Origin of the sequence: Tenuifilum thalassicum (genome assembly GCF_013265555.1) — a bacterium.
Classification (GTDB): domain Bacteria; phylum Bacteroidota; class Bacteroidia; order Bacteroidales; family Tenuifilaceae; genus Tenuifilum; species Tenuifilum thalassicum.
The window spans coordinates 489447-510820 of the sequence record NZ_CP041345.1 but is presented as its reverse complement, the minus strand read 5'-3'; the positions used below and the strand labels follow the sequence as shown (position 1 = coordinate 510820).

Genomic DNA, 21374 nt, shown 5'->3' with positions numbered 1-21374 from the left:
TGTTATTGCATGACAAAACTACTTTTAGGAGTGACAGAATTAGCTTTGCGCAAAGAGCAGATTAACACGCTCCATTTTAGGGGACTATATTAAGTGAAATTAGCTTGGTATATGCTTCTGTATCGGAATTAAAAATAGCATTCTCTAGCTGTTGTTTCCATATGTCAATATTTGCACCTCCTGGAATTTTTTCAATAATACTCATAATGCGAGAGGTTTCATTTACACCTATTTCATGTAACCTTTCCAAGTAAGGCCTAATGATAACCTGCTCTCTAAAGGTTAAAATGATTGAATTATCTTTGCAATGAGAATCGACTAGGATTCTTGCGGTTACCTTAAACCAAAACCGAACTCCGCCAGAATTTAAGTTTTCAGCAAATATTTTAAAACCGTGAGCCTCAACGGCCATTTTACAAAACGATAATCCAAGTCCTGTTGGCCTATAGTTCTGAATACTACCATCGTTGCATCGGGAGTAAAACTCAAATATTCGGGGCATCTCATCATCCGGAATTTGAGGTCCCCAGTTAACTATTGAAATCGTAGCCTCGTTGTATGCATCATCCAAGTCAACATCTACTTTTATTCTCTCACCAACAGGAGAAAACCGTATGGCATTATTCAAAATATTTTCTATTACCCTGGTTATCACATCCTTATCAACATATAACTCTTTGCAGGTATAATGTATATCGACCTTTAAGTTTTTCAGGTCAAAAAGAACCTGCATGTTTTGTTTAATACTGGCAAGTAATTCACTAGTTTCAACCCATTGAGGCGATATTGTGAATTTACCAGATTCATACTTTGATAGGTCAAGAATGTTGTTTACAAGCGAAAGGATACGACGCGCTGCATTGTCTATAATGTTGTTGCTTGATAGATAAAGAATTTGACTTAATGGGTTTTTAATATCATGTATAATCATGTTTCTAAAGCTCTCCTGAAACTTAAGTAACCTCTCAATGTCAGCATTCTTTTTCTCAAGGGAGTGCTTCTGCCTAACATTTTTTCTATAAAGCCTAAAAAGAATAATTACAAATACTGCTAGCAATATAAAGATTGATGCGAGCAGAAGAATGATTTTATGCTGCTGAACAATCTCTCTTTTTTGATACTCTAGAAGTTGCTTATTATGTTGGCTCTCAACCTCTACCTTGAACTCCTTCATCTTTCTGTTGGAATTCTTTTTCAGTGCAGCAGCTTCTAAGCTATCAATAACCAGATGTACATCCAGGGCTTTTTTAAAGTTCTTTTCCCTTCTGTACTTGGAAAATAGTCTCTGATAAACGAACCATTGTCCCTCCTGATAGTTAATGCTATCAACCAGATGTGCGGCTTGGAGCAAATATTTCTCCTGAAACTTTATGTTTCCCATACGCCGATAGGATTCTGCAAGGTTCATGAGTATATAGGGGTATTCTCCAAAATTCTTCTCTCGTTTAGCAAGTTCCTCGGCCTGCTTCAATTGCTCAATGCCTGAATCAATGCTTCCAAGGTGTACCAGTAAGGTTCCCTTTATATTGGCATTACTGCAGTTGTAGGTGGAATCATTTAACTTTCCTGCCCAGTAAAAGGATGAATCTATAAAGCTCAGCGCCTGTGTAAGATACGAAGAATCCTTGGCCAGGTTTTTATCAAAAAACTTTTCAAAGTATATGGCCGCCAATCTATTGTAAGCATAAGGCAAATGCTCGTAAATTTTTTCTTTGAGTGATATTCGAATTCCTTCTTTTACATACTTATCCGAAATATCGTTTCGATAAATAGACCGAGAAAATTCGCCAATCTCAATATAGCTAAGTATTAGGTTGGGTAAATCATTTATCTTCTCTGACAGCTCAATGGCCAAATAGCCATAAAGCTTAGCCGAATCGACATTTGCCTTTGCCTTGTAAATTTTTAGTAATGTGTGCGATGCATCAATTAAGCCTAACGTGTCGTTCTTACTCTCAAAATAGCGGTATGCCTGTTTGGCATAAAACTTTGCAGAGTCAATGCTTGCGGGGAAGTAGTGTTCTGCAACTTTTAGTAAAGTTTTGCCGGGGTATTGTGCCCGTACCTTATTAAGCATGAACAATGCTAAACCAAGGGCTAGGACTATAAATTTCTTTTTCATTATAGTGAATGAATATATTCATCTAACTCCTTGTTCCCGGAAGGGACTAACTTCTTTTTGAGCCGATATTTCGCCTTTTTAATTGTATCCGGTGAAAGTAAGGTAATTGCAGCTATGTCCTTATTGCTTAAACTTGATCGAATATATATGCACATTCTACGCTCGTTCGGGGTAAGTTCTGGGTGTGTTTTCCCTAAATTATCGAGGAATTTGGAGTTAAGCTTTGAAAATACAATCTCATACTCCCTCCAACGCTCCTCAATATCAAACGATTTCATCTCAGACAGTAATGAATCGATGAATACAATGTTCCTTTCAGATACTACTTTTTTTAACTCTTCAATCTTATTTAGTAAATTTTCTTGTTTTCGAATTGAATTTAGAAGCTTTATTTTTGTGCTAATTAGTTGACTCTTACTTTCCTCAAGTTCATTTTTTAAACCATTTATCTTAACCTCCGATATTTTCTTCTCCAGTTCAATAACCTGAACTAAACTTTTGTAATAAAGAATTTGCGACTTTACTCTAGCTAATATTTCAATTTCATCGGCAGGCTTTCTAAGAAAATCGTTAGCCCCTGCATCAAGAGCTGTTTTTAAATCGTTTACCGAAGTTAACTTGCCAGTATACATTAGTACAGGTATATTCTTTGTCTGATTGTTACTTCTTATAGCTTTAACAACTTCCAAACCATTGAAACCAGGCATATCCCAATCGGTAATTATGAGCGATGGCTTATACTTTAAGGCTAAAGTTAGAATATTGTTACTGTTTACCGTTGTAAATACCTCATAACCTTCGGCATACAATATTTTAAAAAGCATCCTTAATGCCGACTGATCATCGTCTAAAACAAGTATTTTATTAAACCCCATTTAAGTTAAGAAATATTTATTAAAAATACAAATTGTAAAACGATTATCAAACAACTTTTATCAAAATTAAGAATTATAATCGGTCAATTACAAATCTTGCAGTTGATCTTGTTCTTTGTTGTAAGTAAATTACATTTTTCTTTGCAATCTCTTCAATTATTTCATGAGTATAATGCCTTACTGTTAATAGTTCAAGACCAGAATTATATCGAACTGAAAACTCTTCCTTTAGCTCTTCCTGCGCCCTCTCAAACCTAATTTTATCATAATCAACACAAACAGTGAAACTGATGGCAGAGTTGTGAATCATATTTACCTTTACTCGGTGCTTGTATAAAATAGCAAAAATTTTACTAAGGCAATCCTCAATCACAAAAGAGAAATCTCGTGGCGAAAGCGATATAAGGACCTGATTTCTTTTTAGTATCAAAATTGGTGGCAATTTTCCAACATTATCATTATTGATAATTACAGTTCCAGCGGCATCTGGATTGATAAAGGACTTAACATACAAAGGTATTCCTTTGTTTTGAAGAGGTTTAATGGTTTTGGGATGAATTACCTGAGCACCACTATAGGCCAATTCAATCGCTTCTTGATATGAAATTTTATCAAGTTTCTGAGTATTGCTAAATATTTTAGGATCGGCATTAAGAACACCCTCCACATCCTTCCATATTGTAACGTCTTTTGCATTAAGTAAATTGGCTAATATGGCGGCAGTATAATCAGAACCCTCTCTACCAAGTGTTGTTGTTGTCCCAACTTTTGTCCCGCCTATAAAACCTTGTGTTATAAAAATATTTCCTTTGCCTAAATCAAATTCCTTCTGGCATAAAATTGAAGAGGTCTCTTCATCAACAATTCCATCGCGATAGGTGGTATCAGTAATAATACACTTTCTAGCATCTACCAATATGTTTGATATTCCAATTTCGTTTAGATAATAGCTAACAATATGAGTTGAAAGTAGTTCACCAAACGAAACAATTTGGTCATAATGAAAATCGTAACTTTTATGCGGTTTACCTTTTAGCTGGCTTTTTAGCTGTTCTAGAAGCAATTTAATTACAGAAATTAAAACATGATTTTCATCACCATCAACAAGTTCAAGTCCTGCCTCTATATGGAATTTTTCAAGTTCATCAACTCTTTCTTGCATTCCAACAGCATCTCCTTCAAACCACCTTGATAGTATATCTTCTAAAGCATTTGTGGTTTTTGCCATTGCAGAAATAACTACAACCAAATTCCTATTTCTATGCTTAAGTAAAATATCTGCAAGATTACGAATAGCTTTAGCTGATTTTACAGACGCACCACCAAACTTAAAAACAAATAAAGGTTCCATTTTATAAAAAGAAGTTAAGTTCAGAATAACCTTTATATAAAGTGAAAATATAACAAAATAATAAAACAAAACAATGAACTAGCATCCAATTTTATCTCTATAAATTCTGCTCAAAGTTACATAAAATAAAAAAGAGTTTGGTCCTTGGTTGTTTTATGTTTAAACCACATAACACCAATCGCAAACGTTTTAAATTTAGTATTTTTATTTGCTTGATAATTGAAAATTATCAAATAATGGCTAATTTTACTCACAAATTTGAACAGTATTCATATGTTTGGCTATAACGTAAAAACGCTTACACAATTCATAATCGAGCGCCAGGCCGATTTTCCTTATGCTACTGGTGAGTTCACACGCTTACTTTACCATGTTGGTGTAGCAGCAAAATTAGTGAACAAAAAAGTCAACAAAGCAGGGTTAGTTGACATTCTTGGCGAAGCAGGCAACATCAACGTTCAAGGCGAAGAGCAAAAAAAACTTGACCTATTGGCCAACTGGCAATTCGTACAAGCATTAAAAAATAGCAGGGAGTGCTGTGGCGTGGCTTCGGAAGAGGATCAAGAAATAATTACATGGGACGATGAGCTTAGTCGCGATGGTAACTATATCTTTTGTATGGATCCACTTGACGGCTCCTCAAATATCGACGTAAACGTATCAATTGGAACAATCTTTAGCATATACCGCAGAATAAGCCCAAGAGGAACAAAGCCAACAATTGAAGACTTTTTACAACCAGGAAACAAACAGGTTGCAGCTGGTTATGTTGTTTATGGGTCGTCAACCATGCTCGTATATACAACAGGACGAGGCGTATATGGCTTCACACTTGATCCCTCTATTGGTGAGTTCTGCTTATCGCATCTAAATATCCAAACACCTGAAAACGGGAAAATTTATTCAGTAAACGAAGCAAACTACCACCAATTCCCTGAAGGAGTAAAAAAATACATCGACTATTGCAAAGAAAGCGACAAGGAAACAAATAGACCCTATTCTTCACGATATATTGGCTCTCTGGTTGCCGATTTCCATAGAAACCTCCTCAAAGGTGGAATATTCTTATACCCCAAAACCCAATCGGCTCCCAAAGGTAAGTTGCGCCTAATTTACGAATGCAACCCAATAGCCTTTTTAGCTGAACAGGCAGGAGGTGCTGCTACTGATGGAACCAAAAGAATACTCGATATAAAACCAGAGTCGTTACATCAAAGAGTTCCCTTTTTTGTGGGCTCGAAGAATATGATTAACAAACTTCATGAGTTCCTTTAGTAAAGAATATTTTCTTTTATAAAATTTAGTTTTTCTTTTCACATAATTAAATGTTACCCTAAAAGTAGCATGATAATTTTTTATTTTTTAATGATACTTAAAGCCCAAATAAATCCTATTAAAACACCACAAACAGCATTTTAAAGCATTTACTTTAAAATAATTAGATTGAAAATATTTTGTATTTAATTATTTTTTTTCCTTAAATTGCACAAATAATAATCAATTAATTATCTGCGTAAAATAAATTATTAATATGAAGAAAATAGCTCTTACTCCTTCAGAAATAGAAGATCTTAAAGATCTTTATCAAACAGAAATTGATAGAAGCCTTAGAAGAATTGAAAATTTAAAATCAATTCTGAAAAAACTAGAAGATGAAACAGATAATGACTCCTCCGATAAGGTTTCAACACCAAAAAAAAGAGGTAGAACACCCAAATCTGCTGAAGTAAATGATTCGGAACAAGCTAAAAAGAGAGGGAGAAAGCCCAAAAACATAACAGCAGATGATTCAGAAAATCAAGAGGTATTACCCAAAAAAAGAGGTAGGAAACCAAAAAACATAAACGCTGAATCAGAAGTAAAAACATCAACTACCTCAAAAACAAAAAAAGCAGCCCCAAAGAAAAGAGGGCGTAAGCCAAAATCAGTAAAAAAACGTTTAAAACAAAACTTAGGGAAAAATAAAATAAAATGGAGCGACCTTATAATTGATATTTTAAAAACCAACAATAAACCACTGCTATCCAAAGATATAACCACGGCTGCTCTACAAAAACTAGAACTACCTGAGGTTGAAAAAGATAGAACAAGAATGGCAGTTGCAACAAACCTAACAAAACTTACCAAAGAGGCAAAATCTGTAATAAAGTATAAACCTGATGGCGAAAAATCCTCGTACTACGGGTTAGCAGAATGGTTTAACCAAGATGGAAGCCCCAAACCAGAATTCCTAAAAAAATAAATTAATTTTATTTTCTTTTAAAAAGGCCGTAATTTGCGGCCTTTAATTTTATCAACATGAAGGATGTATTTATTACAATAAGCCTTGCATTAGAAGAGGTGATCTTCCAAAAAAGAAATCTTGATCAAGTAATATCTTTTTGGATATCAAAAAACAAAAAAACGTGGACTAACAAAAATATTCTGCAATTTGTTACAATACTTCAGGAAACAACTCGTTGGTGGCGACTACTATATGAGATTAATAAAGAGATAAATCCTAAATTTGGAACACTAACCCAAAATATTGTTGCCATATATCTTGCTCGCACACCATTTGGATTACCTCAAGAAAACAGGATAACAACCAAATTAAAAAAAGAAATAAATAAAACACTTGAAAGTTTATATTGCATTCGAGCCATTAGGGAATCTATTCCAGATTGGTTAGACAAGTTAGGCTCTGAGGAACTCGGCTCAAGATGGGCAAAAGAAATAAGCTACCTGAATAGCAACCCACCAATAGTTCTTAGGGCAAATCGGTTAAAAACCACTCCTCATGAGCTATACAAAATTCTTACTAACGAGGGGTATAAGGTAAAAAAAATTGCAAACTCCGATGCTTTAATCCTTACGAAATCGGCAAATGTTTTTAAATCGAATGCATTTAAGTTGGGGATGTTTGAACAACAGGATTTTTCTTCTCAACAAGTTGTTCCATTTCTTAAAGTAGAAGAAGGGCAATGGGTTGTTGATGCATGCGCTGGAAATGGTGGGAAAAGCTTACACCTAGCAAGTTTAATGAACAATAAAGGGAAAATCATTGCACTTGACATTAAAGATTGGAAATTAAAAGAGCTCAAGCGTAGAGCACGAAGAGCAGGTGCTTCAAATATCGAAACTAAACCCATTGAAACATCAAAAACGATTAAGCGATTACACAACAAAGCCGATAGGTTACTAATTGATGCACCCTGTTCTGGATTAGGCGTTCTTAAACGAAATCCAGATACTAAATGGCACTTAACAGCAGAAAATATTGATGAACTCCGCCTAGTTCAACGCCAAATACTTGAAAAATATTGCCACATGTTAAAGCCAGGTGGATTCATGGTATACTCTACCTGCAGCATACTTCCATCGGAGAATGAGCAACAAGTTAAATGGTTTATCGACAAAATGAATGGGCAATATACTCTTGAAGAGGAACAAACATTATATCCATCGGAAACAGGATTTGATGGTTTTTATATGGCTCGAATAAAGCGGGGATACTAAATTTTCTATTCCTCAACAATCTTTCCCATAAGCGTAGCGGGCGTGCAGTCAGTTATCTCAACGTAAACAAAATCACCAACTTTATGCCCCGCTTTAGGAAATACCACTACCTTATTCTGACTTGTTCTACCATAAAACTCATCCTTCGACTTTTTCGACTCCCCCTCAACTAGCACTTCAAATCGTTTACCCACATCGGCCTGCTTGCTTTGCTCGGAGAGTTTACCTTGTAGCTCAATAATTTCCATCAACCTACGAGTTTTTACCTCTTCGGGCACATCATCTTCTAAATGGCGAGCAGCTTTAGTATTTGGTCTTTCGGAATACTTAAACATGTAGGCAAAATCGAAACCGACCTCGCGCATAAGGCTTAGGGTTAAATCATGATCAACCTCGGTTTCAGTGCAAAATCCAGCAATAATATCGGTTGAAATAGAGCAATCTGGAATAATTGAACGAATGGCCTCAATTCTATTCAGGTAATCCTCTCGAGTATACTTTCGGTTCATTAGCTTGAGTATACGAGTGGATCCCGATTGAACAGGCAAGTGTATGTGGTTGCATATATTCTCATACATGGCCATGGTGTATAGTACCTCGTTGGTCAAATCCTTTGGGTGCGAAGTGGAAAAGCGTACCCTCAGCCTAGGATCAACAAGAGCAACCATCTCCAGTAGGTCGGAAAAATTAACGGTATGCTTAATAAGCCCTTTTTGCCCTTCCCAGTGATAGGAGTTTACATTCTGCCCCAAAAGAGTAACCTCTCTATATCCTGCATCAAAAAGATCTTGAACCTCCTTAACAATAGTTTGAGGATCACGACTACGTTCAGCACCACGAGTATATGGAACCACACAATAGGAACACATGTTGTTGCAACCACGCATTATTGAAACAAAAGCCGAAACACCATTTTTATCAAGCCTTACAGGACTAATATCGGCATAAGTTTCCTCACGTGAAAGCAGCACATTAACACCTTTTTGACCATCCTCAGCTGCACGGATAAGCACAGGTAACTCTCTATACGCATCGGGCCCAACTACTAGGTCAACAACTTTCTTTTGTTCTAGGAGTTGATCCTTAAGCCTTTCGGCCATACAACCTAAAACACCAACAAGAACTGATGGTTTTTGCTTTTTGATTTGTCCAAAAAGATCGAGTCGACCAAAAACTCTTGTTTCTGCATTCTCCCTTATGGAACAGGTGTTAATCAAAATTATATCGGCCTGATTTATATCGCTTGTAACGCTATAGCCATTCCCGATTAGTATTGAGGCAACAACCTCGCTATCGTTTACATTCATTTGGCAACCATAGGTTTCAATATAAACCTTAGGCCTACTAGTATCATCGGTATTTGAAGTCTCAAAAATATTGGCGTCTTCTGGATAAATATTCATCGATATATTTTTTTGCAAAGGTATAACTTTCTAAAATTATTACATGTTCGTTTTGATGATACAAATCAATATCATAAATGTTAATTTTGACAGGGCAATTATTGTAGCTAAATTTGCATGGAAACGAAAAAAACAATACCATGAGTGGACATAATAAATGGTCAACAATTAAACGCAAAAAAGGCGCACTTGATGCCAAGCGTTCAAAAGAATTTTCAAGAATTATTAAGGAGATAACTGTTGCCGTTAAAGAGGGTGGACCCGACCCAGAAGGTAACCCTCGCCTTCGTTTGGCTATTAACAACGCCAAAGGGGTTAATATGCCCAAAGAAAATATTCAACGTGCAATTAATAAAGCTGAAAAAGATCCAGATAATCTCCAAGAACTCACCTTTGAAGGATATGGCCCTGGAGGAATAGCCATATTTATTGAGTGCCTTACCGATAACAACAACCGCACTGTAAGCGCTGTTCGCTCAACTCTCACTAAACGAGGTGGTAGTTTAGGGACCAATGGATCTCTTTCTTTTCTTTTCAGCCGTAAGGGAATCTTTACTATTGCTAAGGACAAAATTAACCTTGAAGAAGTTGAACTCGACCTTATTGATGCTGGGGCTCAAGATGTTGACGATAATGGTGATTTTTACGTAATTACCACCGAAATGGAAGATTTCGGTAAAATGAACAAGAAACTTGAAGAGCTCAACATAGAAGTTGAAAATGCCAGCCTACAACGTATACCAAACGACTTCAAATCGGTTGATACCGATACCGCTCTTAAATTCCTAAAACTAGTTGAAGATTTAGAAGATAATGACGATGTTCAACAAGTTTACCACAATTTGGAGCTAACCGACGAGATTATGGCTGCAATGGAAAACGAATAACGTTTATTCATACACCTTCAAACTCTGCCTCAAATAATTATAAAATGTATTTTGGGGCAGAATTTGTAAGATTAAAATCAAAAGATTTTTTTCCATTTGGTATAACATTTGACATCATAAATTAAAAACCTTTCATGAAAACCTTATCACTGAAAACAGTAGTTGCTCTTTTTATACTAGCCATTTTATCAGGGTGTTCTAGTTATGAGAATCTTAACATTTATGGTGTTAAAGATTTTAAATTTAGGGGCATTAAGGACGGAGTAATATACCTTAACCTTACCATGGATATAGAAAATCAGAATAAAAAAGCCCTTCTAATTAAAGAAATGAAGTTTGAAACTTGGCTTAACAATAGACCATTGGGTAAGTTAAGCAATGGTAGCAAAATTAAAATCGACAGAAACACCCGAAAAGATTACGATATCCCCCTAGAAATAAGGCTGCGAACTCCTGCCGATGCTTTTAAACTTATAGGTAAAGGAAAAAACATCGCTGATGAAATAACGGTTAAAGGCTTTATAAAAGGCGGGCGTTGGTTAATGTCCAAAAAAATTAATATCCCTAAACAATCATTAAAAAACTTGGCAAATACTTTCCAGAAGGACTTTATAGCAACAGATACGCTTTCTGCAAAACCTGCCTTTTTACCCTAATTTTTTCTATTTTTGCAACGTAAACTTACCTCTATGAAGAAATTTTTTCTAATACTATTTGCAATTATTGCCTTCTTTAATCTTCAGGGTCAGGAAACCTTAAAACCAGTAAGGCTTCCCATAATCGATGAGCTGCAATATGTAAGAGAAGGTGAAGGCACAGTAATTGTTAACCAGGATTCAACAATTACAATGTTGCATAGCCTTCGATACCTACAAAACGCTAAGTCTCCAGGGCTAGATGGCTACAGAATTAGAATTTTCTTTGAACTTGGGCAATTTGCTAGACAAAACTCCGAGGAAGTTATGTATAAGTTTATGGAAAAATACCCTGGAGTACCTGTTTATCAAAATTATCAAAATCCTTACTGGAAAATTTCTGTAGGTGATTATAGAACTAAAGAGGAAGCGTTAAAATTCTATCATGAAATACTTGTAGAATTCCCGAAAGCATTCATAATTCCAGAACGAATCAATTTCCCCCCTTTAAATTGATTATGGAGTACAATTTGCATCATCTAGTCAGGATTTCAAAAAACATACGTGAAGATGTAATAAAAAGCCTAGCGTTGGCAGGATCAGGTCACCTTGGCGGTTCCCTAGGCTTAGCAGATGTGTTTACCGTTTTATACTTTCATATTCTTAATCACAAAGCAGATAATCCAAACTGGAACGATAGGGATAGGGTTATACTTTCTATCGGTCATGTTGCACCGGTACTTTATGCCACTCTTGCAAATGCCAACTACTTTTCAAGAGATGAGCTGAAGACTCTGAGAAAATTGGGTTCAAGGCTTCAAGGTCATCCAGGTCGCGATCATGGTTTGCCAGGTTTAGAACTTTCGGCTGGATCTCTTGGTCAGGGCCTTTCTGTTGCTGTTGGCATGGCCCTAAGTGCAAAGATTGATAAGTCGAGTTGGCGAGTTTTTTCAATTCATGGCGATGGTGAACTGCAGGAAGGTTCAATTTGGGAAGCAGCTATGAGCGCATCTCATTATAAGCTAGACAACCTAACTGCAATTGTGGACAGAAACTTTTGCCAAATAGATGGCACTACAAACAAGGTAATGGAAATTGAACCCTTAAAAGAGAAATGGGAAGCATTTGGCTGGCAAGTATATGAGTGTAATGGGAATAGCATTGAGCAGCTAATAAACACGATTGAGTCTTCAAATAAGTTTAAAGGTAAACCCAAAGTAATCATTGCCAAAACAAGAATGGGTTGTGGGGTTCAAAGCATTGAGAACGATTACCACTGGCATGGTAAAGCGCCTAACAATGAAGAGGCTGTAAGATTTTTAGCTGAACTGGAGGCTTACTATAAAGAGTTGGGGTATGAGTAATTTTATCAATCAAGGGAATAAGGCTACAAGGATAGGTTTTGGCGAAGGGGTTGCTGAGGCTGGGTCCATCTTCCAAAACCTTGTTGTCCTTGGGGCTGATATTACAGGATCGGTTGGTCTCAACATTTTTGCAGAACGCTTTCCTGAAAGATTCTTCTCGTTTGGTATTGCCGAGCAAAACATTGCTGCAGTTGCTGCAGGTATGGCCCTAACCAATAAAATACCAGTATTTTCAACCTACGCCGTTTTTGCAGCCTTCCGCGCTGCCGACCAAATTCGAATATCTATCTGCTATAACAATGTAAAAGTAATCATTGGTGGTGCTCATGCAGGAATCTCCGTTGGACCCGATGGTGCAACCCACCAAGCTCTTGAAGATATTGCAGTAATTAGATCACTACCCAATATAACACTTATATCACCTGCCGATGCCAATCAGGCTAAAGCTGCAACAATTGCAGCAATTAAAGAAGCCGATGGACCTGTTTACATCCGTTTTGGTCGCGAACCTGTACCTAACTTCACCTCCATTAATCAAGACTTCAAAATTGGTAAGGGAGAAATACTAACCGATGGAACCGATGTTGCCATTGTAGCAACCGGGCACATGGTTTGGGAAGCCCTAATGGCATCAAAAGAGCTTGAGAAAAAGGGCATCGATGCTGCTGTTGTTAATATTCATACCATAAAACCCATAGATAAAGAGTTGCTTATTAGCATTGCTAAAAAAACAGGACTAGTTGTTACTGTTGAAGAACATCAAATACATGGAGGATTAGGTAGTGCCGTTGCTGAGGTACTGTGCCAGGAATATCCAATTCCTATGAAAATTATTGGCATGCCCGATTGCTTTGGCGAGTCGGGTAAACCTGAAGAATTACTTCAGAAATATGGCTTAAATGCAGAAGCTATAGCAAAAAGTGTTTTTCAATTTGTAAAAGAACAAAAATGATGATATTGGTAGGCTTTATGCCTGCCTTTTTTAATATTAAAACAAAGAAGATATGAGCGAACAAATAAAACACGAATGTGGGATTGCACTTATAAGGCTTCTAAAACCACTTGAATACTATCAAATAAAATATGGGACATGGCGATACGGATTGCATAAGCTTTACCTGCTAATGGAAAAGCAGCATAATCGTGGTCAAGATGGTGCTGGACTTACAACTATTAAGTTCGACCTGGCTCCAGGTAAAAAGTATATCGATCGTGAACGCTCAAACTCCTCATCACCCATTAAAGATATTTTTGATGTAGTAAATAGGGGAATAAACAAATACTCGTCAAAACCTGAATTGATGAACGACCCAGCTTTTGCAAAAGAAAATATACCTTTTGCTGGGGAACTTTTCCTTGGTCACCTGCGCTATGGAACATTTGGCAATAACTCTATCGATTACGTTCATCCTGTAATGCGGGATAATAACTGGAAATCACGCACCCTTGTATTAGCTGGTAATTTCAACATGACAAATGTTGATGAGCTATTCCAACGTCTTGTTGACCTTGGACAGCATCCACGCGACTACTCCGACACTGTTACAGTTCTTGAGAAGATAGGCCATTTCCTAGATGAAGAAAACCAGCAGCTCTTCCGCCAGTACAAGAACGAAGGGAACTCCAATATGGAAATTAGCAGGTTGATTGCGGAAAACATCAACATTGCTAAAATACTACAGGCAGCCACAAAAGATTTTGATGGAGGTTATGCCATGGCTGGGCTTATAGGTCATGGCGATGCCTTTGTTGTCCGTGACCCATGGGGCATTCGACCTGCTTTCTACTATGCCGACGACGAAATAGCCGTAGTCGCATCAGAACGCCCTGTTATTCAGACTGTCCTGAACGTTAAAAGTGAGCAGGTTAAAGAGATAAAACCTGGCTACGCTCTTATCATAAAAAGAAATGGTGATATTTCGGAAGCAGAGGTTAGAATACCCCAAACCAGGAAGTCATGCTCCTTTGAAAGAATCTACTTTTCAAGAGGTACCGATGCTGATATTTATCAGGAAAGAAAAAAGTTGGGCGAATTGTTAACCCCTGCCATTCTTGAGGCTATAAACTACGACCACGAAAGCACCGTATTCTCATACATTCCGAATACTGCCGAAACGGCTTTCCTTGGAATGGTGAAAGGCGTGGAGGATTATATAAGAAATGAAAAGAAGCGCAAAATAATTGCCAAAAGAGCAAACCTAACGGAAAAAGACATTGACGAGATCATTTCAACCCGCCTTAGAACCGAAAAGATTGCAGTAAAAGACGTAAAACTTAGAACTTTCATTTCGCAAGATAAAGGGCGCGACGATTTAGTTGGGCATGTATACGATATTACATACGGAACCATCCGCCCCAACACCGACAATCTTGTCGTTATTGATGATTCAATTGTAAGGGGAACAACACTACGAGAAAGCATTCTTCGTATTCTTGATAGGTTAAATCCTGCGAGCATCATTGTTGTTTCCTCCTCTCCCCAAATTCGTTATCCCGACTGTTACGGCATTGATATGGCAAAACTATCCGATTTTGTTGCATTTCGCGCAGCTATTGCACTGCTAAAAGAAACAGGACAAGAAAGTATAATTAATACCGTTTATAAAAAATGCAAGGAACAACAAAATCTTCCTAAGGAGCAAATTATTAATTACGTAAAAGAAATTTATAGCCCATTTACCTATGAGCAAATCTCCGATAAAATTGCCCAGCTGTTAACGCCAAAAGACGTTAAGGCAAAAGTAAAAATAGTTTACCAATCCATTGAAAACCTTCATAAAGCTTGCCCCAACGATTTGGGAGACTGGTATTTTACAGGAGATTATCCTACCCCTGGAGGCAACAGGGTAGTAAATAACTCGTTTATCAACTTTATAGAGGGAAGAGACCAGCGAGCCTATTAGTATTATAAAATAGATTTTTAAGTGGCATTTCCCAATGCCTTAGGCTACCAACGCCTAAGGCTTAAATGGTATTTATCCTTTAACTTCTTTATGAAGGTTGAAATATGTCTATCAACCTTGTGCTTATATATATCCGGAATGGTTATAAGAATTGCCGTTTCCTCCACCTCACCAAAGTAAGGATTAATCACAGTACCAAATACCTTCATTGAAGGACTCAAGTTCATATATGAGTTGATAAGGGGAGGAATTCGCTCGCCAAACTCTCTAATTTTTTTCGATAGTATTTTGTAGTCCTCATCGTAACTCTTTCCTGTAAATATCGCACTCATAGCCTCTCTGTCGATGTTAACCTCAATAGGATGAATTGGGGTAACCAATCCCTCATTATCCTTAAAGTACTTTTCAAAGAAGTAAAGTAGCATATTACGGGCATCAACATTATAGGTGCGATACATGGTAACTTTACCAAAGAAATACTTGATGTGCGGATTTAGTACAATAAGGGCACCTAAACCATCCCATAAGTTATCGAGAGCATATAGGCCTTTCCCACTCCTACTTAAAGCTTGATATTTTGGCTGAACAAATGATCTACCCAACTCAATCATTTGAGGCATATACTCTTTAACAAACTTATCGGAGAAATTAAAAAGGTGCCTTGTGGAAAGATTGATCTCTTCTCCCTTTGAAGGGTCAACACTATGAAATCTGTATCCGCCAAGAATCTCTTTTTCACTAGGGTCCCAAACAATTAGCTGCTTGTAGCAATTCTCGCAGGTATCATACTCATCTATATCAACCTCTTCACCAGTACCCCCTCCAGCAGTTCTAAATGACAACTCCCTTAAACGACCAACCTCACGCATCAAATTTGGCGCATTATGAGCGGTAAAAATATAAAGTTCATTATTTGCGTTATTGGTCTGTCGCACAAATTTATCGGGAGTTAGCTCGCTCAAAAGCAGCTCCCTGTCAACGGGTTCTATAATTTGTTTCATCCCAATCTATTTTAACTGAGTTCCTAACTTATAAACTCGTGCCTTTACCCATTTAGCCCATTCTTCGGGCTTTTTAGAGTGGTCAAATGTTAAATATGATATTGGCTCTCCTATTATTACCTTTATGCTCTTCCCTTTTTGCTTAAACATCTCATCAACAAGGTAAAGCATCTCGATATTTACTTTAATCCGTAAGAAGTTACGTAAACATGCTAGGTTATAAAAAAAGTTAGAGTTTCTTCCACTAAAGAATACAGGAACTATATCGCGTTTGTGTTTTACAGCCTTAACAATAAAGCTTTTCTTCCAATCCAAATCTTCAATTCTTCCCCGTTGTTTACGAGAGCAAAGTCCAGCAGGAAAGTAAAGTACTTGGGAATGCGATGCAAATGTTTCCTCAAACTGCTTAACACCCGAAAGGCTTTGCGCACCGTGTTTGTTTATAGGTATAAATATATTTCTAAGCTGAGATACATGCATTAACAAATCGTTAACAGGGAATTTAATATCAGGATACTTTTTACCTAAAAGATGTATGAGTATCATACCATCGAGTCCACCAAGTGGATGGTTCGAAGCAAAAAGATAGCGGCCATCTGGCTCAAGGTTCTCAAGTCCTTCAACCGAATAGGTTACTTGCATCTGCTTAAGAGCCTCTTCAATAAAATCAACCCCTTGCTTATCGCCATGTTTTGCAAGAACCTCATTAATCTCATCCTGATGGATTATACGTTTAAGGTAACGAACGATAAAACGAGGTAAAGCCTTTTGCAGTTTAGGACTTTTTGAGGCAATAACGTTATCAATATCAATCAAACCTTGTTGCACTTTTTCAAAATTTAATGCAAATATAGCTAAGGTTCAGCTTTGTTCTAATTAAATCCCAATTATTTTATTGTATTCCAAAAAGTAGCCAAACCATTTAATGTCATCTGAACACCTATTGTTGCCACAATTAATCCAAATATTCTAACTAAGGCGCTCATCAGATTTAAGCGATTGAGAAAGGTTCCGATGGGACGTGCAAAATACATAAAAATGTAGTTAATAGCTAAAGCTACTGCAAGAGATACTATGGTGTTAGTATGACCGTAATGGGCAGGAAATGTAACAGCTGCCGTAATTGTTGCAGGTCCAGCAATCATAGGGATAGCTATGGGAACAGCTGTGATATCGCGTATATTCACACCTGCGTCAACTTGAATAAATGTTCCTTTCTGTAACCCAGTTAAACCATTATAAAAAAGTACAATTCCCGACGTTATCTGAAACGCATACAGCTGAACATGGAATACGTAGCTAAATACAAGTTCCCCTAGTAGTAGGAAAAACAAAAGGGCAATAAATGCAGTAATAGTAGCCTTTATGGCAATAAAACGTGTTTTAGCTTCGTCAAATTGAGCCTGGAGGGATGTAATAACAAAAACCTTTTGTATTGGATTAACCAGTGCCAAAATGGCAACCATACAGCTAAGGAGATATTTTAACTTAAAAGCCATCATACCAAAACAAATTTAGGTGGATGTCTAATACATCCACCTAAATTTAAAATTAAATCTCTAATTAAATTCCAACTATAGTAAACTCTACCCTACGGTTTTGTGCCCTACCTCTTGAGGTTCTATTGCTAGCTTTTGGTTTGCTAGGTCCGTATCCCTTTGAAGTAATTCTTTCACGTGGGATACCCATACTTATTAGATATTCAGCTACAGCCTCAGCTCTAGCCTTTGATAGCCTCATGTTCAATGCAAGAGAACCCGTATTATCGGTATGTCCACCAATTTCAACAATTACATTAGGATACTCATTTAGGAACTCAACCAATGCATTAAGCGAACGGAACGACTGAGGCTTTAGAGTAGATTTTCCTGTATCAAAGTATATAAAGTCAATGTTTACAGTTTGACCAACTTCAATTGGGGTAACATAGAAGTTTCTTGCAATTCTTGAACCCTTTCTAACCCTTCTCAAATCAACCTGCTCATATTTGTTGTAGAAATTCTTAACAGAAGGTAAAATATCGTATGTTGCTCCAACAGGAAGCTTTAGGGTATACGATGCTTTTGTTGAATCATACTTAAAGCCTCGAGTCTCGGTACCATTTACTTTTAGCTTAACGGGTATATTGCTATCAAGAGGTTGACCCGTTTTCAGGTTAATTATCTTACCTGATAGAATTGCCATATTCGCATCTTTGCGTTCGGCAAAGACCTCATGTTTTACTTCGGTATACTCAACATATCCTGTCAAGTCTAACTCATTTTCAAGTGGCTTATAATTTGAAGATGAAACAGAAGTTTTATACTTTTTACCAAAGGGTAACCTTACCTTAAACTCTCCTGTTACAGGATCTATGTTAATACTATCGGCAACTTTTCCATTAATAAGTAGCTTCGCATTTTTAGTACCAGTGATTGGCGTAAAGGTTACATTGTCAAGAGCAACACCCTTTACAAGTACCCAAGGTACCGAAGTGGCATAGAAGTCAACCTGCTTTTCAGTAAAGTACTTAGCAGATGTAACATCAACGGTATCGGCTTTTGCCACAAAATTTGGAAGTTGTAACTTAAGTATATACTTTTCACCTAAAGGCAAGGTCATTCTGTATTTAGCAATTTCTTTCTCGTATTTCACGGAATCGTTCTCCTGCCCATTAACTAAAACCTTGAACTTCATTTCAGGATTTATAGGTATTCCAGTTCTAGTATTAATTACCTTACCCGATATACTTACTACAGGAATAGGCTCTAAGAACAAATTTTTGTTAATCTCAGCATACTCCTTCACCGATGTAAGATCAACAGTATCGGTAACACCAACCCAATTTTGTAATTCTGGGGCTACTGTATATTTTTTTCCAAATGGAAGTAATAGCTCATATGATGCTGATGCTTTGTCTATTGTCAATTTACTTGGTTCACCACCAGTAACATTTATGGTATAGTTAGTATCTGCAAGCATTAAGCTCTCGTCAAACTTGTTCATAACCAATCCAGAAAATTTAACATAGGGGAATTCCTCGTAGATTTTAACACGCATTATCTCAGACTTTCCACCCTCGCCTTCTGCAGAACAATAGTATGCCCAGCTCTCTTTAGCATTTAACTTATAGTAATTTTCCCATGCAGGGGTGTTAATAGTATCGTTCAAGGGCAAAGGCGAAGACCAATTAAGGAAGCTATTTTCATCGGTTCGGTTCGACATGTAAATATTATAACCCTTGTTTATTTTACAGCCAAAATAAAGCGCATTCCCATCCTTACTTAGGAATGGAGCTTCATAACTCTCGCATTTTTTTCCAACACCTATTTTTAGTTTTTGAGGTTTACTATAACCATTATCGGTTTTCTCAGAAAGATATATTTTATGATTTTTTCCTCCAGCTTTTTTACTAAAGGAAAGCAACAAGTACTTACCATCTGGAGTCATGTAAGCGGTGGTGGTTAATCCCCTATTCATTCTTCTCAATCCACGCACCATTAAAGGTACTGGTTTACTCCAGGTGCTGTCATCAAGGCGCTCAATAACCGATAAGCCTCTATCGAGCCATTGCTTACCGTTTTCTGAAAAATGACCATTGATGATAAAGGTTTTCCCATCCTCAAGAATTCCAAAAATTGCATTATATCTTCCAATGTTCACAGTGTTTGGCAAACGCTTTGCCTTAGACCAAGTGCCATCTTCATTAAGTACAGTGTACCAAATGTCTTGGCTGTCAACACCCCCAAAGTGGTTTTCAGGATGGTTAACCCTAGTAAAGAACAAGGTTTTACCATCGGGATGGAGAATAGGGTTTATTTCGGCAAAATTGCTATTTATCGCTTCACCTAGTTTCTGAGGTTTAAACGAGGTTTGTGCTCCCAAATTAAAGCTGCAAGCAGAAACAAGCAGAAATATGATGATTCTATTCAAATGATTTCGTTTCATCTTATTCAACTTTAAAAAATTTAATGGCGAAATGCTTTTTTTCATGTTAACTACTATTTATAAGGTAATCCTTGTGGTTGATAAACTCTTCCAAACACAAGGTTTAGACCAACCCTCACATTTGCATTAGTAAACGACAAAGGTTTAGCGATTGGCCTTAAATTATCGGCCACCACAAAGAACTGAAATGGACCAGGTTTAAACACTAAACCCACACCTAAATTTGGGATAGAACGTTGGTAAACCGATGCCGTTCCAACAACTTGGAAAAACCGACCAACTCCTTGTGATATTCCAATTGATACCGAGGGGTAAAACCTCCTGTTTACAAATGCTGCAAATGTAACACCTACCATTGTTCTTCTTGCCAGCTGATAGTTTGCTGTAAAGTTAAATTTGGGATTCAACCATGTTGTGTATGATGAAGAAATTGTATCGCGAGTAAAATCATCCTCCATATCTTGAATAACAGAATCTACATCAAAATCATTTCCAGCAAGTAAATCGCTCAAAATGTCAAATCCGCTAAATGAGCTCTGACCTTTTAGCGTGTATGTTTGAACATCTGTTTTCCACTTAATGAAACCTAAATCGTAAAATGAGAACGATAGGTTAAGCCTTTCGTCATACTTGAATGTTGCTCCTCCGCTTATTGCAAACCCTTTGTTTGCAAACGATGAGAACTTATTCAGAGCCCATTGGTCATCTACACCATCAAAGTTAATATCGCCATCGGCATTGTGAGGTAGGCCAGCAGTTCTCATTCTTGCATCGGCAACTCCAGTGTGAGCAAAAGCTGTGTCAATTTCAACCTTTAACACATCTGGATTAAAGTTTAAGTTTGCCAACCCTTGCAGAATGCTAATTCTACCTGCAAAGGTCCAACGGGGCAAATCTTTTAAGTATCCAATTGTGTATTCGTTATAAAACGATATGTCCGATTTAAGGTTCGACAGGTCGATTGAAGAACCGACAAAAGGCTGATTACCCTCTATGGCAACGCGAAATAAATCGCTAGGATACTGTAATGTAACAGATGAGTTTTGCCTGATAGCAAACCAAAAATACGACGATAGCACTTTGGCACGGATATGGAAAAGATCTGCATTTTGTGCTAAATAAATCATATTCTTATCATTCATGTCGCCCAAAAGGCTATTAAGGTTAACGTACATGGTATCGGTACGGTAACTCATAAAGTTGGTTGGCTGAAAGCCATTGCTAATGGCCTGTCCAAATACGCTAAATCCAGTGCTAAATGTATGCTCAGGCATTATTGTTGGGTTAACAAATGAAGCCTGAAATACATTATGCATATAGGGAAGGGTTACCTCGGGTTGTGCTTTTGCTATGTATGTGGTAACCAATAGAATTGCAATAAAAATATATCTTCTCATTTTTTGCATAT

At 37.1% G+C, this 21374-nt stretch carries 18 protein-coding genes; 9 read left to right on the top strand and 9 right to left on the bottom strand.

Features of this window, described 5'->3' with window-relative positions:
- Window positions 1-76: 76 nt before the first annotated feature.
- The 3 genes from FHG85_RS02170 to FHG85_RS02160 form a co-directional block, all read right to left on the bottom strand.
- A complete protein-coding gene (locus tag FHG85_RS02170; RefSeq protein ID WP_173072638.1) occupies window positions 77-2122 on the bottom strand; it encodes a tetratricopeptide repeat-containing sensor histidine kinase in 2046 nt (681 codons plus the stop codon).
- Window positions 2122-2997 carry a response regulator gene (locus FHG85_RS02165; RefSeq protein WP_173072637.1) on the bottom strand — a complete coding sequence of 292 codons (876 nt, stop codon included), beginning with the start codon at window positions 2995-2997 and terminating at the stop codon, window positions 2122-2124. Before FHG85_RS02165 ends, FHG85_RS02170 begins: the two co-directional genes overlap by 1 nt.
- A 73-nt stretch (window positions 2998-3070) precedes the next feature.
- Window positions 3071-4348, bottom strand: a complete 1278-nt coding sequence (locus FHG85_RS02160; protein ID WP_173072636.1) for an aspartate kinase — start codon at window positions 4346-4348, stop codon at window positions 3071-3073.
- Window positions 4349-4621: 273 nt separating this feature from the next.
- Here FHG85_RS02160 and fbp point away from each other — a divergent pair, with 273 nt between their 5' ends.
- From fbp to FHG85_RS02145, 3 genes are all read left to right on the top strand, one after another.
- On the top strand, window positions 4622-5623 hold the full coding sequence (gene fbp, locus FHG85_RS02155) for a class 1 fructose-bisphosphatase (RefSeq protein WP_173072635.1): 1002 nt from the start codon (window positions 4622-4624) through the stop codon (window positions 5621-5623).
- A 256-nt stretch (window positions 5624-5879) separates the two neighbouring features.
- A complete protein-coding gene (locus FHG85_RS02150) occupies window positions 5880-6590 on the top strand; it encodes a hypothetical protein (RefSeq protein WP_173072634.1) in 711 nt (236 codons plus the stop codon).
- Between the two features lie 56 nt (window positions 6591-6646).
- Complete coding sequence (locus FHG85_RS02145) at window positions 6647-7846, top strand: RsmB/NOP family class I SAM-dependent RNA methyltransferase (RefSeq protein WP_173072633.1); 1200 nt, start codon at window positions 6647-6649, stop codon at window positions 7844-7846.
- 5 nt (window positions 7847-7851) lie between these two features.
- Here FHG85_RS02145 and miaB read toward each other — a convergent pair whose 3' ends face one another.
- A complete protein-coding gene (miaB, locus tag FHG85_RS02140) occupies window positions 7852-9249 on the bottom strand; it encodes a tRNA (N6-isopentenyl adenosine(37)-C2)-methylthiotransferase MiaB (protein ID WP_173072632.1) in 1398 nt (465 codons plus the stop codon).
- Window positions 9250-9389: 140 nt separating this feature from the next.
- Here miaB and FHG85_RS02135 point away from each other — a divergent pair, with 140 nt between their 5' ends.
- From FHG85_RS02135 to FHG85_RS02110, 6 genes are all read left to right on the top strand, one after another.
- Window positions 9390-10136 carry a YebC/PmpR family DNA-binding transcriptional regulator gene (locus FHG85_RS02135; protein ID WP_173072631.1) on the top strand — a complete coding sequence of 249 codons (747 nt, stop codon included), beginning with the start codon at window positions 9390-9392 and terminating at the stop codon, window positions 10134-10136.
- 134 nt (window positions 10137-10270) lie between these two features.
- A complete protein-coding gene (locus FHG85_RS02130; protein WP_173072630.1) occupies window positions 10271-10792 on the top strand; it encodes a hypothetical protein in 522 nt (173 codons plus the stop codon).
- A gap of 33 nt (window positions 10793-10825) precedes the next feature.
- Window positions 10826-11287, top strand: coding sequence for a hypothetical protein (locus tag FHG85_RS02125; protein ID WP_173072629.1), 462 nt, complete (start codon window positions 10826-10828; stop codon window positions 11285-11287).
- 2 nt (window positions 11288-11289) lie between these two features.
- Entirely contained in the window at window positions 11290-12135 is an 846-nt protein-coding gene (locus FHG85_RS02120) for a transketolase (RefSeq protein ID WP_173072628.1), read from the top strand.
- On the top strand, window positions 12128-13087 hold the full coding sequence (locus tag FHG85_RS02115; protein WP_173072627.1) for a transketolase family protein: 960 nt from the start codon (window positions 12128-12130) through the stop codon (window positions 13085-13087). Before FHG85_RS02120 ends, FHG85_RS02115 begins: the two co-directional genes overlap by 8 nt.
- A gap of 52 nt (window positions 13088-13139) precedes the next feature.
- Window positions 13140-15038 (top strand): amidophosphoribosyltransferase, encoded by a 1899-nt coding sequence (locus tag FHG85_RS02110; RefSeq protein ID WP_173072626.1) that lies wholly within the window; start codon window positions 13140-13142, stop codon window positions 15036-15038.
- Window positions 15039-15082: 44 nt separating this feature from the next.
- Here the strand turns inward: FHG85_RS02110 and FHG85_RS02105 are convergent, their stop codons facing one another.
- The 5 genes from FHG85_RS02105 to FHG85_RS02085 all read right to left on the bottom strand — a co-directional run bounded on the left by FHG85_RS02105 (window position 15083) and on the right by FHG85_RS02085 (window position 21363).
- Window positions 15083-16039 (bottom strand): GNAT family N-acetyltransferase, encoded by a 957-nt coding sequence (locus FHG85_RS02105; RefSeq protein ID WP_173072625.1) that lies wholly within the window; start codon window positions 16037-16039, stop codon window positions 15083-15085.
- Between the two features lie 6 nt (window positions 16040-16045).
- Window positions 16046-16867 (bottom strand): 1-acyl-sn-glycerol-3-phosphate acyltransferase, encoded by an 822-nt coding sequence (locus tag FHG85_RS02100; protein WP_173072624.1) that lies wholly within the window; start codon window positions 16865-16867, stop codon window positions 16046-16048.
- Between the two features lie 59 nt (window positions 16868-16926).
- On the bottom strand, window positions 16927-17541 hold the full coding sequence (locus FHG85_RS02095) for a MarC family protein (protein WP_246249254.1): 615 nt from the start codon (window positions 17539-17541) through the stop codon (window positions 16927-16929).
- 61 nt (window positions 17542-17602) lie between these two features.
- On the bottom strand, window positions 17603-19966 hold the full coding sequence (locus FHG85_RS02090; RefSeq protein ID WP_173072623.1) for an OmpA family protein: 2364 nt from the start codon (window positions 19964-19966) through the stop codon (window positions 17603-17605).
- 53 nt (window positions 19967-20019) lie between these two features.
- Window positions 20020-21363, bottom strand: coding sequence for a DUF5723 family protein (locus FHG85_RS02085; protein ID WP_173072622.1), 1344 nt, complete (start codon window positions 21361-21363; stop codon window positions 20020-20022).
- Window positions 21364-21374 lie beyond the last annotated feature (11 nt).

Bases quoted from the DNA above. Each gene is read 5' to 3' on its own strand.
- FHG85_RS02170 (WP_173072638.1), bottom strand. From the start codon at position 2,122: ATGAAAAAGAAATTTATAGTCCTAGCCCTTGGTTTAGCATTGTTCATG.
- FHG85_RS02165 (WP_173072637.1), bottom strand. From the start codon at position 2,997: ATGGGGTTTAATAAAATACTTGTTTTAGACGATGATCAGTCGGCATTA.
- FHG85_RS02160 (WP_173072636.1), bottom strand. From the start codon at position 4,348: ATGGAACCTTTATTTGTTTTTAAGTTTGGTGGTGCGTCTGTAAAATCA.
- fbp (WP_173072635.1), top strand. From the start codon at position 4,622: ATGTTTGGCTATAACGTAAAAACGCTTACACAATTCATAATCGAGCGC.
- FHG85_RS02150 (WP_173072634.1), top strand. From the start codon at position 5,880: ATGAAGAAAATAGCTCTTACTCCTTCAGAAATAGAAGATCTTAAAGAT.
- FHG85_RS02145 (WP_173072633.1), top strand. From the start codon at position 6,647: ATGAAGGATGTATTTATTACAATAAGCCTTGCATTAGAAGAGGTGATC.
- miaB (WP_173072632.1), bottom strand. From the start codon at position 9,249: ATGAATATTTATCCAGAAGACGCCAATATTTTTGAGACTTCAAATACC.
- FHG85_RS02135 (WP_173072631.1), top strand. From the start codon at position 9,390: ATGAGTGGACATAATAAATGGTCAACAATTAAACGCAAAAAAGGCGCA.
- FHG85_RS02130 (WP_173072630.1), top strand. From the start codon at position 10,271: ATGAAAACCTTATCACTGAAAACAGTAGTTGCTCTTTTTATACTAGCC.
- FHG85_RS02125 (WP_173072629.1), top strand. From the start codon at position 10,826: ATGAAGAAATTTTTTCTAATACTATTTGCAATTATTGCCTTCTTTAAT.
- FHG85_RS02120 (WP_173072628.1), top strand. From the start codon at position 11,290: ATGGAGTACAATTTGCATCATCTAGTCAGGATTTCAAAAAACATACGT.
- FHG85_RS02115 (WP_173072627.1), top strand. From the start codon at position 12,128: ATGAGTAATTTTATCAATCAAGGGAATAAGGCTACAAGGATAGGTTTT.
- FHG85_RS02110 (WP_173072626.1), top strand. From the start codon at position 13,140: ATGAGCGAACAAATAAAACACGAATGTGGGATTGCACTTATAAGGCTT.
- FHG85_RS02105 (WP_173072625.1), bottom strand. From the start codon at position 16,039: ATGAAACAAATTATAGAACCCGTTGACAGGGAGCTGCTTTTGAGCGAG.
- FHG85_RS02095 (WP_246249254.1), bottom strand. From the start codon at position 17,541: ATGATGGCTTTTAAGTTAAAATATCTCCTTAGCTGTATGGTTGCCATT.
- FHG85_RS02090 (WP_173072623.1), bottom strand. From the start codon at position 19,966: ATGAAACGAAATCATTTGAATAGAATCATCATATTTCTGCTTGTTTCT.
- FHG85_RS02085 (WP_173072622.1), bottom strand. From the start codon at position 21,363: ATGAGAAGATATATTTTTATTGCAATTCTATTGGTTACCACATACATA.